The 14,554-nt window shown below is 51.8% G+C and carries 14 protein-coding genes and 1 pseudogene; 4 read left to right on the forward strand and 11 right to left on the reverse strand.

Annotated features, from left to right (window positions below):
* Positions 1–8: 8 nt before the first annotated feature.
* From M2305_RS00800 to M2305_RS00825, 6 genes are all read right to left on the reverse strand, one after another.
* Positions 9–422, reverse strand: coding sequence for a DUF2141 domain-containing protein (locus M2305_RS00800; RefSeq protein ID WP_264648289.1), 414 nt, complete (start codon positions 420–422; stop codon positions 9–11).
* Positions 419–1,513, reverse strand: a complete 1,095-nt coding sequence (locus M2305_RS00805; protein WP_264648290.1) for a glycosyltransferase — start codon at positions 1,511–1,513, stop codon at positions 419–421. Before M2305_RS00805 ends, M2305_RS00800 begins: the two co-directional genes overlap by 4 nt.
* Positions 1,510–2,271, reverse strand: a complete 762-nt coding sequence (locus M2305_RS00810; RefSeq protein WP_264648291.1) for a lysophospholipid acyltransferase family protein — start codon at positions 2,269–2,271, stop codon at positions 1,510–1,512. The genes M2305_RS00805 and M2305_RS00810 overlap by 4 nt, the downstream gene beginning before the upstream one ends.
* Positions 2,268–3,800, reverse strand: coding sequence for a phytoene desaturase family protein (locus tag M2305_RS00815; protein WP_264648292.1), 1,533 nt, complete (start codon positions 3,798–3,800; stop codon positions 2,268–2,270). The genes M2305_RS00810 and M2305_RS00815 overlap by 4 nt, the downstream gene beginning before the upstream one ends.
* The gene (locus M2305_RS00820; protein WP_264648293.1) at positions 3,787–5,394 is read right to left on the reverse strand and encodes a phytoene desaturase family protein; all 1,608 of its coding nucleotides are present in this window, start codon (positions 5,392–5,394) and stop codon (positions 3,787–3,789) included. Before M2305_RS00820 ends, M2305_RS00815 begins: the two co-directional genes overlap by 14 nt.
* 130 nt (positions 5,395–5,524) lie before the next feature.
* Positions 5,525–6,649, reverse strand: coding sequence for a zinc-binding alcohol dehydrogenase family protein (locus M2305_RS00825; RefSeq protein WP_264648294.1), 1,125 nt, complete (start codon positions 6,647–6,649; stop codon positions 5,525–5,527).
* A gap of 105 nt (positions 6,650–6,754) precedes the next feature.
* On the opposite strand from M2305_RS00825, the gene M2305_RS00830 reads away from it, so the two are divergent.
* Complete coding sequence (locus tag M2305_RS00830; protein ID WP_264648295.1) at positions 6,755–7,648, forward strand: AraC family transcriptional regulator; 894 nt, start codon at positions 6,755–6,757, stop codon at positions 7,646–7,648.
* Positions 7,649–7,813: 165 nt separating this feature from the next.
* The gene (locus M2305_RS00835; RefSeq protein WP_264648296.1) at positions 7,814–7,993 is read left to right on the forward strand and encodes a cryptochrome/photolyase family protein; all 180 of its coding nucleotides are present in this window, start codon (positions 7,814–7,816) and stop codon (positions 7,991–7,993) included.
* A gap of 190 nt (positions 7,994–8,183) precedes the next feature.
* On the opposite strand, the gene M2305_RS00840 is transcribed toward M2305_RS00835, so the two are convergent.
* The 3 genes from M2305_RS00840 to M2305_RS00850 are packed head-to-tail and all read right to left on the reverse strand — an operon-like array spanning position 8,184 to position 10,509.
* Complete coding sequence (locus M2305_RS00840; protein ID WP_264648297.1) at positions 8,184–8,561, reverse strand: hypothetical protein; 378 nt, start codon at positions 8,559–8,561, stop codon at positions 8,184–8,186.
* A gap of 32 nt (positions 8,562–8,593) precedes the next feature.
* Complete coding sequence (locus tag M2305_RS00845; RefSeq protein WP_264648298.1) at positions 8,594–9,568, reverse strand: alpha/beta hydrolase; 975 nt, start codon at positions 9,566–9,568, stop codon at positions 8,594–8,596.
* Entirely contained in the window at positions 9,565–10,509 is a 945-nt protein-coding gene (locus M2305_RS00850) for an MBL fold metallo-hydrolase (protein ID WP_264648299.1), read from the reverse strand. The genes M2305_RS00845 and M2305_RS00850 overlap by 4 nt, the downstream gene beginning before the upstream one ends.
* 78 nt (positions 10,510–10,587) lie before the next feature.
* Between M2305_RS00850 and M2305_RS00855 the strand changes: the two genes are divergently transcribed.
* Both M2305_RS00855 and M2305_RS00860 read left to right on the forward strand, forming a co-directional pair.
* Entirely contained in the window at positions 10,588–11,523 is a 936-nt protein-coding gene (locus M2305_RS00855; protein ID WP_264648300.1) for a LysR substrate-binding domain-containing protein, read from the forward strand.
* A 98-nt stretch (positions 11,524–11,621) separates the two neighbouring features.
* Positions 11,622–12,697: pseudogene (locus M2305_RS00860) on the forward strand (IS5 family transposase).
* Positions 12,698–12,822: 125 nt separating this feature from the next.
* Here the strand turns inward: M2305_RS00860 and M2305_RS00865 are convergent.
* Positions 12,823–12,993: a hypothetical protein gene (locus M2305_RS00865; RefSeq protein WP_211507644.1), complete on the reverse strand. Its 171-nt coding sequence runs from the start codon at positions 12,991–12,993 to the stop codon at positions 12,823–12,825.
* A gap of 267 nt (positions 12,994–13,260) precedes the next feature.
* On the reverse strand, positions 13,261–14,256 hold the full coding sequence (locus M2305_RS00870) for a glycosyltransferase family 61 protein (protein ID WP_264648301.1): 996 nt from the start codon (positions 14,254–14,256) through the stop codon (positions 13,261–13,263).
* Positions 14,257–14,554 lie beyond the last annotated feature (298 nt).

A 14,554-nucleotide genomic window follows, 5' to 3' on the forward strand; every position in this document is an offset into this window, starting at 1 on the left:
CCTTGACGCTATTTCGTTCTCAGAGCGAGGGAAATAGCATTGTTCTGGGCTCCAAGAGACAAAGCGGCATCTGCGAAACTCGGTGGCCCAAAATGCATTGAGGGATTGCGAGAAAAACCTAGAGGTTCTTTTGGCATTCCGAAAAAATTCTGATCAAGCTTCTGATTTCCATTTCTGTCTTGAAACACCTGAACCGCATAGACACCCGGCTGAACATCCGGGAACGTTGTGTTGATCTGTCCTGCACTGGCTTGAACAACAGCATGATACTTGCAGTCTGGTTTGAGGAACTCACTTTCGGCACAGACCGCAATGCGAATTGTCCCAACCGCATCGGGAATATTGGTCACAGTCACGTCGAGTGTAGTGGCACAGGCTATGGAAGGCAGAGCCAGCAGGCCTAGGAAAAATCGGGCTTTCATGCGTCGGTTCTCCTTGGATAAGAGCGGCCTCGCCAGCGGGGAGCATATCCCAGACGCTCCCCGATCAGGGCTTGCCATTGAAGAAGCAAGAGCGCAGCCGTACCAACAGGTGCCACGAGAACCGTTCTCCACCCTTGTTGGAAGCGATAGGCTATCAGGGACCGTGTCAGAAGCGTCATACAGGCCGCAAGTCTCGTCACTTTGGTCCATGGAAGAAAGAACGGCAGGACCTGCGCTGCGCCGAGGAGGAGTGTCCAGACAGGAAGCCCCCTTGGTGTTGCCATCCCTTCGGTCGCGTTCTTCAGAAGTCCATTCCACACTTCCCCAGCACTGCGATACATACGGCACGAAGCAATGTCAGTCGCATCGAACAAAGCCGTTTTAAAACCTTGTTTCCTGAACTGCCTTGCGAGTGCCAGGCCATCGTGCAGCCTGTGACAAATGGCCGCGTGGCCGCCGCTAGCGCGATAGGCATAGTTCCGGACCATCACCAGTTGGCCGCACGCAGCTGCGAAGGCCGGATCTTTTCCCTTATCGAAGGCCATCGGGAGATACCCGACCAGCAGAACGTGAATAAAGGGAAGAAGGAGCCACTCCAGACATGTGCCGGTGATCTGAAGGGGAACTCCACTCAGGAACGCAACATCCGGTTGCTGTGACATCAGGCTCGACAACCGGCTTAATGCATCTGGCGACAAGCGCACATCTGCATCCAGAAACATCATGAGATCATACTGTGCAGCCTCTGCAAGCACAGTACAGGCATGGTTTTTACCACACCAGCCTTCCGGAAGCGCAGGTGCTGAAAGGACCCGTAGCCGCGGATCATCGCACGACTGGAGTATATTCAATGTTCCGTCGGAGGAATTGTCGTCAACCACGATCAACTCGAGTACCACGCCCCGGCTTGCCAGAACGGTTTGTATGGCCTCTGCGATAGTGTCTTCCTCATCCCGGGCAGGGATCAGGACAGAAATGGGAGTTGTGCCAAATTGCTTGGGTAGCCTTCGCAACCTGGGGAGGTTAAGAAGCGTCATGACAAGCGGCAGAAGTGCCGCACCAAATGCCAGTTTTTCAAGCTTTCTCGTCATTGGTCATGCCGCGGCTGAAATGCCTCCCCACGAGCCCACTGCCGAAGACGACGCCCGACATCGTAAAGGCCCCCTATCCCCCCTGTTCCCTGAGATAGTGTGCGGAATTTTGAGGGATCCCGCATCATGGCGTCACGAGCCAGCGTCTCCATGGTTGTGGTAAGAGCTTCTTCCATGAGAACAGTCGTGTTTTGGGTTTGGGTGCTTTCCAAGGCAGACACAGGATCACCAAATCGAAGTAAAAGCTCAGGTCGGCTTTCATTCCAGAACGTATATTCAATGGCGAGGGGCACGAGCATTGCCGAGGGTACACGCCGAGCCAGATGGGCAAAACCCGCCTGAAGACGGATGGGGCGGCTCCGAACGTCGGAAAAATGACCTTCCGGCGTGATCCAGAGTACATGTCCCTGCCCTAAGATTTTGCAGGCTTTCCGTAGAAAATGACGTAGAGATTCCGGATTTTCAGGAGAGACCGGAATCAGTCCAGCCTTTTCCAGGAGCGGATATTTCCGAAGTGCCTGAACTTCCATAGGGCCATAGCCGTGGCAATGACTGAAAAAACGATGTTGCAACCACGCAAAAACGGCTGGATCCCACCATCCCGGGTGATTTGCACAGACAATGAGCGGCCCACGATGGCGTAGGACGTCAGAATTTCCCGACAATCGGACGGCATTGAAATGCCGTTTGATGCCTCGCCGCATTCCCCGGGATACAAGTGCCGCAATGACTGGGTTGCGGCGAGGATATGTTTTCATGATGTCTTGGATTTCGCGCTATCCTGATCGGCACAGTCTGCTGCAATCCAGCCTGACATCAGCGCCATAGGCATTCCGGCTCCTGGATGGGCCGCCCCTCCCGCCATATATACCCCAAGGACTTCAGAAGATCGATTTGCAGGCTTGAACGCCCCATTGAGACGCCCATGGCTGGCCAGTCCATAGATGGCCCCCCGCAGGGTCGAATACCTCTCATGGATGTCGAGTGGTGTCAGATGGTGCTCAACCCGGATGCGGTCTTCGAGATCAGGCATGCCTCCACAGCGCTTGAGCTTGTCCAGAATAACCTGCCTGTATCCTGGGAACAGGTCCTCCCAGTTCTGACCCTTCCGGATATACGGCGTATGAACCAGCACATACAGAGCCTCGCCCCCTGCAGGCGCTACAGCAGGATCTGTTTTTGAGGGGGCCGCGAGATAACAGGTTGGGTCTGGCGCAGGGATGCCCTGTTTGTAGATGGCCTCAAACTCTTCTTCAGGGTTTGCTGAAAAAACGAAATCATGATGCGCCAGGTGGTCATATGAACGGTCCAGCCCCAGATACAGGACCACGCCCGAACATGCCGGTTTGCGTCGTTTCCACTGACGTTCGAATTTTTTCGTTGGAACATGCTCCAGCAGTTCACGCATGGTCCGGACGCTATCCATGTTGGAAATAACGATGTCCGCGTCCAGGACCTCGCCACCGTCAGTCATAACGCCACAAGCTCGACGATCTCGCGTTAGGATACGCTCAACCCTGGTACTGGTTCTGAATTTGACCCCGAGTTCTCGTCCAAGTTGAGCCAGAGCTTCAGGAACAGCCCTCGTCCCCCCCATTGGATACCAGACCCCGTCATGACTTTGCATATGCGCAATTCCCAGCAGAACGGCTGGCGCCCAGAACGGGTTGGATCCAACATACTGCGTCAGATGATCCAGCATCTGGACAGCCTGAGGATTGTGAATGCGCTTTCTGATTTCACGGGCAAAGGTGGAATCCATCCTCAGCCGCAGGAGGTCTCGCAGTGTTGCAGGCGTAAACGTGCTGCTCAGGTCCAACGTATCTGCGACGCCACCAACAGATTTCCAGAAAAAAAATCGCTCGGAAATATCGTGGAGTTGCTCACTCGCGGCCATCAGATCGCGATATCCGTCACCGTCCCCCGAGCACAGGCTTTCGAGAACCTGAGCCATGTTCTCAGCATTTTCCTGGAGGTCGAGGACGTTGCCGTCCTCAAAGAAACAGCGCCACTGCGGGTCCAGCCGGCGTAGATCCAATCGCTCAGTCATAGGGATGCCAGCCTCGGTGAAAATACGCTCCAGCACCCGAGGCATGGTCAGGATGGTGGGGCCCATATCAAATCTGTACCCCCCTTCCTGCCAGTCAGCTGCTTTGCCGCCTAACCAGTCATTGGCTTCAAGAACAGTAACCTCATAACCCCTTGCGGCCATCGTACAGGCCGCGGCAAGACCGCCAAGCCCTGCTCCAATCACGATGACAGAGGCTTTTTTCTCAGGACGTGACATGGGAGGCTCCTTGAAGGGAACGCTTGTGTTTCCGGGCAGACCGTCTGCGAGGTGAGAAGTCTTTAATGACAAGGTCGCTTGTAATCCGCGCTCCTTCGAAAATGACAGGAAGCCCACTCCCTGGGTGCGTTCCTCCTCCGGCAAGGTAGACGCCTTCGATATCTTCAAAACGATTGTGAGGTCGCCGGTGAAGCATCTGACCCAGATTATGCGCGAGATTGAAGACAGCACCCTTGTGAACATCATAACGCTCCTCCCAATCAACAGGCGTTATGATTTTTTCGAAGCGGATCCGTTTTTCGATGTTTTTGAAGCCAGCTTTTTCCAGACGTGCCATGACGAGCCTGCGGGCCTTCGCACGGCGCTCATCGTTCCAATCCAGACCATTCTCTCGGAGATGTCCGACAGGCATTAAAACGTAGAGTGTGGAGTGGCCGGCCGGAGCCTGTTCGGGATCTGTCACGCACGCATTCTGGATGTAAAGTGAGGCTTCTTCAGAGAGTGATTGTCCGGCTTCGATTTCCGCAAAATTCCGATCATAGGCCTCGGAAAGGAAAATCGTATGATGGCCCTTGTCAGGAAGAGTGCCCTCAATGCCGAGATACATCATGAAGGTCGAACAGGAGTACTTCTTGCTGTTGATCGATTTATCGGTCCATCGACGCCGCTTTGCATCCGGGATGAGCTTCGTCATAGCCCTGCCAAAATCTGCATTGATCACGATGGCATCTGCAGTTTTGGGACCCTGATCTGTTAAAACACCCGTTGCGCGGCCATTCGTACTCAGAATTTCACGCACAGGCGTCTTCAAGCGTATTTTCACACCTAACTGTTCAGCCGCCCTTCCCATCGCCTCCATGACAGCCATTGTGCCTCCGACAGGGTGATAAATGCCGTATTCATGCTCCATAAAACTCAGGATGGTGAAGAGGCTTGGGCATCTGTAAGGAGACATACCCAGATATTTGCTCTGAAAAGAAAAAACGAGCCGCGTTCTTGGATTTCGGAAATAACGGGATAAATCTTTATCAACCGAAGAAAAAGGCCGGAGCCTTGGGAAAGCCCGCAGCATATCGGGCCTGAAAAGATCTAGCAGCGTATGGAAAGGACGCCTGAGAACAGGAATGAAATTCTGAAACTTGAGGCGATTATCGGCGATGAACTCGCGCACGTTGCCAGCATCATGCTCATCAATCTTGGCGATTTCGCGCTCTAGCGCATCAATGTTGGCGGTGACCCTTAATGCCGGGCCGTTTTCAAAATTCAGGTCATAATTTTCATTCAGTTTTTTGAGAGTGACTGTGTCTTCCATACGGAGCCCACACCGTTGGAAGATATCTCTTAAAATCTGAGGATAAAGAAAGAACGTTGGCCCGGTATCAAAGCGAAAACGCCCAACATCTGTTTCGGCTTCAATTGCCGACGACCGACCACCCAGTTGTGCATGCTTTTCATACAAGGTGACGTCGGCCCCCTCATAAGCCAGTAACATTGCCGATGCCAACCCGCCTGGCCCACCACCGACAATGGCTATCCGCCTATTGCGGAGAGAGCCAGACTTTGTGAGCGCTTTGACTGTCGCATCATTTTCCAAGGTTTGGTCTTTTCCATTTGAGACAGAATTTGTGTTAGAAACAGAGACGCGATGAAAGTCTGTATTTTGAGTATGCAAGAACTCGTCAGACGACCGTTCGTTGCATTTTGGATCTATTTTGATTCGGCCATTATCGCGGACCAAGTGTTACAACCAGTTTTCGGGCCGAAACGCCTTTGCGCTGGAGTTCGAGCGCATCCGAAATCAACTGCAGGCCGTGTCCGACAACTTCAGGTTCAGGTGCAGGCCTGAACTGCCCGCTTGCAAGCGCCGACGGCAGAAATTCCCTGTAAATCATAGGCCCGACGTCGTTATGAAGAGGGGCGCCACCCCATATGAATTTTGTTTTCACGCCTCTGCGTCGGGCTCTCAGAGCGAGCGAAATATTTCCGACCACCATTTGGATCAAGGCAGGCACCAGTTTTTGCCAGCGCCCACGTCCCGCTGGAACCTCGTCAAAAGACACAGGAGGCGTCGCCATCGCGATAAAACGTTGCCCTTTGGTGGACCCAAGAATGTCGATACACGCTTTGGCCGATCCTTTACCGATTGCAAGAGCCCCGCAGATCTCCCGTCCCCGCAACCCCTCGATCATTGCAGACGGTGTTGACGGACTATGTCGATCATAGACGGCACGGGCTCCCAGACTCTTCAGATAGGGGGCATTTCGCAGAGACGACGTCGCGATGACATCATAGCCGGCCGCGACCGCAAGCTGGATCGCGTTGCATCCAACGCTTGTGGAACCTCCCCATACAACCAGTGTCTGACCCGCTGGTGCAGGCTGGACACAGGGATGGCTCATTGCAAGAAAATCTGGTTGGAACAGGCCTGCTGCGGCCGTTGTAAGGCCAAGAGGTAAAACACTTGCCGCCTCGAAAGACAGGTTGTCTGGGAGCGGCGTAGTCATTTTTTCCATGAGAATGACCTGTTCCTGAAATGCGCCCTCGGCAGACCTTCGCCCCTTCTCTCCTCCCGCGGCAAAACCGGCGACCCTGTCTCCCACCTTGAAACGTGTAATATTCGAACCGATCGCGATGACGTCCCCGGCAACGTCTGAACCAAGAATAGCCGGGTAAGTCATCCAGGGTGTGATGAGATCGCCCATGGACTGGATCAGCCGTTCAAACGGATTAACAGCAACAGCCCGTACGGAAACAAGAATTTCATCCATACCGGGAGCCGTATCTGGAACAACGTGTACCGAGAAAGGACCACGCTTCTTGCCGAGAATAAGGGCTTCATGACTTGTCATGGAATACTCGCATCGCGTTTCAGAACGGCCTTTTTTCTAACGAGCCCTTCCTGTACGATCCATGTTCTAAAAGCTGTTATTTCGTCGCAATCGTACAGAGGCATTATGGACCCACTTTCCGAAATTCTTCGGCTTCTTGAACCTGACAGCTATGGCTTTCGTGGCCTGAGTGCGAAGGGGGACTGGTGTCTTGAGTTTCCTGGCGGACCCGGTCTGAAATTTCAGGTCATACAGACAGGAAAATGCTGGATTGAAGTGGATGGTCTGAACGTTCCTGTCCAACTTGAGGCAGGCGACCTTGTTCTCCTGTCAGGCCAACATGGTTTTCGGACTTATACGGACAGAACCGTTTCGCCTCTGAATGCCTACGATGTTCTGTTGTCCGTGCCCGCCGGCCATACTGCCGTATTGAATGGCGGAGGGCATGTCCTCGGCGTAGGCGGGTTTTTCAAGTTTAGAGCGCCCTATGCAGAACGAATGCTCAGTGAGCTTCCACCTCTGATACACATTAGGCCGGATTCATCGGGAAACATGATGAGATGGGCCATCGAGCAACTGATGTCTGAATTACGTCACCCGGCAATAGGCGGTGAACTTCTTGCGGCTCATCTCGCTCAGACCCTCCTCATCCAAGGGCTACGACTGCATATCGCCAGTAGTGCCCACGGTATTGGCTGGTTATATGCCTTACGAGATCCACGGCTTCATGCCGTCCTGTCCGCTATTCATAAAGCCCCGGAGACCCGTTGGACGATCCAAATGCTTGCTGGCATTGCGGGAATGTCACGCACAAGTTTTGCTCATCATTTCAAGGCTACAATCGGCGAAACCTGCATGGATTATTTAACAAAGTGGCGAATGACTGTTGCGTCATACCATCTTTCTGAAGAAAAAATGAGTGTAGGTCGACTTGCTGAACTGGCTGGCTACAGTTCTGAAAGTGCCTTTAGTGCAGCATTCAAACGCATCATGGGGAGATCGCCATCAAGTTTTCGCTGACATACACAGACGGTTTCTAGAATATTATTGAGAATTTTTCTTAAATGACATGTTTCGTTTGGATGAGCTTGAAGAAAACTAAAATCAGAATGTCGCGTTACTGAGGTGCAGGCCAGTATTATCACTTCTCGGCCCTACCGACCAGACCATCGCCAAGAACGAAGCATGACCATTTTGATCCCCGTTCCGGGGGACCAGCTCTCGTTGTCTCTTGCCTGCTTGCAAAACGTGGATCGCAGCAAAGCGATCGTCCTGCTCACGAAGGTACGGGATGAAGTGGCCTCCGTACGGCATCATAAAAGAGATCGCGTTTATTTTCTCCGCCACGCGGCACTTCGCAAATGAATGACGCTCGGACGAGGGGCAGCGTTGACTACGTCACGCTCGACGATGGTTAAGCATACTGTCTGTGCCACGACGCCGCCACAGGTTGAGTATGCATCGAGCGACCTTGGCGCTCTCTAGCCGAGCCTGTGCGGCAGATGGCTCAATGGGCACTCGTTCATCTTCCAGTTATTCATAACAACCAGCAGCGCTACGACGAGAAACATTGAGTCGAAACTGGCAAAAATCTCTTTCCCTCAAGAGAAAATTCTGACGGAACATGTTGTGAAGACTTCCTTACCTTGTAGCTGCTCTCCGCTTCGGTTTTGGGATCGCTTTTCTTGGGAAGGGTGGCACCAGCACCTAATAAAATGTTGCTCTGGTGCCTTACCCTGCGACCAAGACCTTTCGTCACGACTGTCTCGCGAGAAAGCTGATTGCTGGCCAACTGGATGACTTCTGCATATTCCGCAATCGAGTTGCCCATCATGATGATCCGGGTCATCAACGTCGCCGCGTGCGATGCAAGGCACAGCGATGTCCGCTCTTCAGAAACGGCCGAGCGAAAACCTCTCAGGACAAACATCAATCAAGTGTCCTTCGAGTTCTCCATGCATGGCTTTAGTGTTTCGAAAGGTCGAGTGGGTTCTTAATGGCCAGGAAAGCTCCAATGCTCTCAAGGATTTGCCACCGATTCCGTTCCATAATCACCATGTGGGTACCTTCACCGATTTCGACCCAGCGTCGGAAAGGCGCATTCTGAAAGCGTGGGAACAGGTTTACCATCTGCTCAAGGGTGACATCTCTGTCCCATTCGGCATGAATCAGCAAAACAGGTACCGTGATGTCTTCGGGCTTATAGAAGGACCTTTCGGCAGACCAGAATTCTCGGACATCCTGAATCACCCCCGCAGGTGCACGAATGATACCATTATGTTCTTTAGGATCGCTGGCCAGAATGACCTGGGCCCACTGCTCGAACCATCCTGAGGGAAGCACTTCAGAGCACTTGTCTTCAGAGACACCTTCGAGCCAGTGCTTACGAAACGCCTGAACATCGAACCGGCGATAGGCATGAATGGGGCCACCGGGATCCAGTCGGGTAACCCCATTGTTGATCCATTGCGGTGCGATCAGTGTCAGCTTCTCGATCTTCCCGTTATTGGCTGCTGTATATGCTCCCGTTACGGTTCCGCCCCATGACATGCCGATCAGGCACAGACGAGGAAGGGCGCGTTCAGCGAGGATATGGTCGACAGCCGATCCCAGGTCCCGCACAGCCGTCTCGGTCCGGACCTGTGGAGGCGCATCTTCCGGAGCGCCCTCCATGCCGGCCGGACGTGTCGAGCCGCCGAAACCCCGTACGTTGAGCGCGTAAACGTCAAATCCCTGATGGGCCAGGTTGTCCATGAATGAGCCGTCATCAACGGGTACATCGAAAAGACTTTCTGCCGGCAATGTTGCGCCATGCATCAGGAGGACGGTGCGATCCGGACCAAACACTTGAAGATCCTTGCGTCTCTTGTGACGAAGATGGAGTGAAATTCCTCCAGTATCGCTCGGGATATGCAGATTTTCCGTAAGGATGTCAGTCATCCGATGTTTCCTTGATTTGGGTGTACAAATTCCCATGAAAACCCGTCTTCGCGACGCTTGACCCGCCCCACACCGGTTTCTGCAAAATGCGAGGTGAAGCACAAACTCCCGCTTTCGGCCGCCCGAGCGAGGAACCATCGGCGCGACTGCTCGGCGGGCTTGATGAACTCGCAGTAAACGGATCGCAGATCAGGACGATAGACCTGCAACGGGTGATGCATGACATCTCCTGTAAACCAGGCTTCTTCGCCTCCGGACTGCAGACGGATCGAAGCGTGATCGATGCTGTGGCCCGGGGTCGGATAAAAGGAAAAGCCCGGAATGATTTCCTGTCCGTCGATCTCGATGGCCTGTGCCAGACCCGCTTCGATGACAGGGAGAATGCTGTCCGTATAAACCCGGGGCAGAGGACGATGATTGGGCGCCCCCAACACACCAGGTGGCAAGTCCGGAGCCGGGTAGACACCATCATTGCTGGACCCATATTGTGCTTCGACTGCTGAGAAGATGTGACGTGCGTTGGGAAAGGTCGGAACCCATTTTCCATCGTGCAGACGGGTGTTCCACCCAACGTGATCCGCATGGATGTGTGTATGGAGAACGAGATCAACCTGCTCCGGCTGGACACCCATTTCAGCGAGACGCTCAAGAAAGGGGGTATGGAGATGATCCAGTGCAGGCGCGTCGGGTAAGGGCTTGTCGTTTCCGGTCGCGGTATCAATCAGGAGATTGAGACCCGGTCGCTGAACAAGCCAGGCATGTGTGCCCTGGGCGAGCAGGCCGGTCGCGGCGTTATAGGAGCCTGCGGTCAAACTGGGAGCGAATGTCGCGAGGGTCTCCACATCAATATCCGGATACAGGTGACCGGGATCTGCGTTGTTCCAATGAAGCTCGGGGATGCGGGTGATGCGGGCATCGCCTACCTTAAAAGACGGCGTCATTTCTGGCCTCGGAGCGATTGTGTTGCGTTGCATCGGAAGGTAGGGTGCAGCCGAACATCACACAAATCGATTTGAAAAATGAAGCCAATCGATCACTTCAATTTACGATCTTTCGACCTTAATCTTTTGATCGCGTTTGATGCGCTCGTATCGGAACGCAGCGTCACGAAGGCTGCGCGCCGTTTGCGCATTCAGCAGCCTGCAATGAGTCACTCTCTGGCGACGCTGAGGCACCTTTTGGCCGATGATATCCTGGTGCGAACCGGCGCGATCATGCAGCCGACTGCCAAGGCGGCTGCCATGGCCCCGCAGATCCATACTCTGTTGAGGCAGACTCAGGGTATTCTGACAGCCGAAGACCAGTTTGATCCCAGTACGGAGCAGCGGATTTTTCGCTTTGGGTTTTCATCTGAACTTGAAGTCTTCCTGATGCCGAGACTGACGGCTTATCTTCAGCGTCACGCCCCGGGAATACGGCTGCTATCGCGAGGATCTCCTAGGAACGAAGTTCATGCCCTGCTGGATACAGGCGCACTTGATATCGCTATCGGGTGCTTTGACTTTGGCTTGGAGCGGCACCTTGGTGTGCCGCTCTATGAACAGTCGCTTGCCTGCTGTTTCAATCCTGACCTAATCAATCTGGAAGCGCCCCTCACCGTCGAGAGCTATCTGGCCCTGCCGCATGTGCTCATGACGTTAAAGGACGACATTCAGGGGTGCCTGTCAGACGCGCTGATGCAGATCGGTCAGGAACTGAATGTTGTTCTGGCTGCATCGGATTTCCTGACCGCGCTGGCCACAGCAGCGGCTGCGCCGGTTCTGGCAACGCTTCCCAATCGGATTGCACATCAGCATGCTGCTCATTTTGGTTTGACGGTGCAGCCGGTGCCGCTTGATCTGCGCATACCGGCAGTCTCGATGGTCTGGTCAGCACGCAACAACCGTGACCCGGCATCCGTATGGCTGCGTGAGCAGGCTGCTTCCCTGATAAAAACCTCCGAAGCAGCGGCTTGAACTTTCACGCTGCCTGCAGCCGTAGGGTTCGCAAAACCCTCTGGTTTTGAGGCTGCCTTTGTGATTCCATTTTTTCTGCGTTGATTGGGGTATGGAAGATAAAGCAGCCCGGTTTCGTTGATGTTGAAGAGCACTTGGCCCGCTTGAGCGGGCTTGGTGATTAGCTCTCAGCGTTTTCCCGGACAGTGGATTTTGAAGTATTCCGTCGTGACTTGGAAAAGGCTCTGGCGTATTCTGACGAAAGCAAGGGCGGCCGTCCTCCGTTTGATCCGTTGCTGATGTTCAGAATTCTGGTCATCTAGACGCTGAACAATTTGTCCGACGAACGGATGGAGTATCTGATCAACGACCCTCTGTCGTTCATGCGCTTTCTGGGATCGGGGCTGTCGGACCAGGTGCCGGATGCCAAAACGGTCTGGCTGTTTCGCAAGTGTCTGACTCAGGCGAGGGCCATTGAAAGACTGTTTGACCGATTTGACGCGCCCCTGCGCAATGCCGGTTATCTTCCGATGTCCGGCCAGATCCTGGATGCAACACTGGTGGCTGCTCCAAAGCCGCGCAATACAAACACTGAGAGAGTGGATCTCCGGGCAGAACGTATTCCCGAAGACTGGCAGGACAAGCCGGCAAAGCTGTCGCACAAGGATCGTCATGCGCGCTGGACGCTGACGCTCACGAAAGCAAAACGGCAGGATGACGGAATGATCCCCGCAACGGATCTCGCTATCCCGTTCTTTGGCTACAAATCCCACGTCTTCATCGACCGGAAGTTTCGGTTCATCCGGAAATGGAAGATGACGGATGCCGCCGCCAGTGATGGCGCGCGATTGAGGGGCTGCTGGATAAAACCAATACGGCCTCAACGGTGTGGGCTGACACGGCGTATCGCTCAAAAGCCCATGAGGACTTCATCGAAAAGCAGGGCTTTGTCTCAAAGGTTTATTGCAAAAAGCCGCATCTCAAGCCTATGCCTTGGCACCTCCAGAAATCAAATGCTGCAAAGTCAGTGATACGCTCGCGTGTCGAGCATGTCTTTGCTGACCAGAAGTCTCAGACGGGGCTGTTCATCCGAACAATCGGCATCACCCGGGCCACAATGAGGGTCGGGCTGGCCAATATCGTCTATAAAATGCGCCACTTCCTGTTCCTGGAGCGGATCAACGCGAGCGCGTAGTAATTTTTCGGATAAGAACTCCAGATCTGCGATAAACACAGAGCGAAAATCAGCTCCAAGAACCAGAAATCAGGACAAAACTGTATCAACAAACGGTTCTTCGATCCCTCCCGGTCCTGATGACGTTAGCCCATTTCCTGTGCCATGAGATCACTATAGGCCTTAGCTTCATGGCGGTCAGTAAGGTCACTGGAAATTCCGCTCATGAGGAGCGGGCGGCTCTCGCTATCGAAGCGCGTCTCTCCACGTACTTCCATCCAGCGCTGCTCACCGTTTGGCCTGATGAAAGGCTTCAAGTTTTCCAGGCATTGATGGTGCGTAGAGCTCAGATAGTGGAAGCACGTAAACGGCTTTCTACTCAGATTTCGGCGTGTCGTAAGCAGGCTGTGAGCCCTGACCTAGAGAATACGGACAATAATCTCAAAGCATTTATTGAGAGCCAGTTCAGGCGAGCTCGAACACCGGATTGAAAGCGTCATCGCACGGCGTCTCGTCATAATCGCCAATACTGCCCTCAAACAGGCTTGCCGTGGTGCGTTACACCCTCCGCTCAAACACAGTTTCTAGCTAGTTTTTAAAGTTTCTGCTGTTACAAGCATGTGTTCTACGAGATTTTCGATATTTTTAATTAGAAAGGATGATCCAAACCCCGCCTCTGTAGCTTTTTTATCCACATCAACGATAAAATATTTAAATGAAGATCCTGAGGAATAGTCTAGCATATGAAAAGTCTTTCTAGAAAATTCTGGCGAATGTATTTCATCTACGCAATAACAGATACCCCTTGAATTTTTAACAAAAATCGAATTATGTAAAAAAGAACCGGAAAACGATACTACAATATTATTTTCAAACATTGATGTCTGATCTTCTATTTTAATATCATCAACTCTAACAACAACGACACCACTTCTTTTTAGGGCCTCTTCTAAAATATTTTCATTTATTATTGAATAAGTTCCGGATTTCAAACCTATTCTAGATACATATATTATTTTTTTCTTCAAAAGAAAATTATTTTTTCTTTTTGATTTAACTTCCTGCAAGAAAGATGGAAAGCAATTATATATATATTCATTTATTTTGAACGATGGTTTAGAAAATGTAAGGTTTTTAATATTGGATATACCTGAGACTTCGACTATGTTGTCTTTTTCAATTCCAAAAAATTCAAAATAATAGCTAATCCAAGGCAACGAAAGCAGTTGTTCGATTCCAAATAGCGTATGAAATATTATTTTTTGGCCTCTTTTGTATCCCCATAAATTCGATAACGTTTCGATACAGAAGTGTCCATAATGTGGATCTAAGTACCCTCCCCAGTATAAATCTGAATGTGTCTCAGACAATTTTCTGCTTGATATGTCACTAATATTATTCATAAACCGCTTCGGAACTGCGTCTTCTAGGGGCTCCTTATGAATATAATATAATCCACACGATTCTCTACTTTCGTGGAAAGGAATATATAAAGATCTTCTAATTACACGGACTTCGGGGGCGCCTTCAAACACGGAATCCCTAACATCTATAGGATCTAACTCTATCAAATTTTTCATACTTACCACCTTACGAACAACTAAATGATATATAGGATAAAATTATACAAAAATATATTACTCTAATCAATTAATATTTCTTTCCTGCATACAGAATATACGCTTTATAATTTGAAAATTTTCTCAAAATTTCCATATATCGAACATGTCTTTACTGCTCAAAATTCATGGGAGGGACTGTTTATCCGAACAATTGGTATCGGGCGAACCAACACACTGGCCAATATTTTCCACTGCATGCCCATCTTTCTCAGGAGAAGTTGGCCAGATAGCACCAATGCTGTCCACTGAGCGAGAA

Origin of the sequence: Gluconobacter cerinus (genome assembly GCF_025961355.1) — a bacterium.
Classification (GTDB): Bacteria; Pseudomonadota; Alphaproteobacteria; order Acetobacterales; family Acetobacteraceae; genus Gluconobacter; species Gluconobacter cerinus.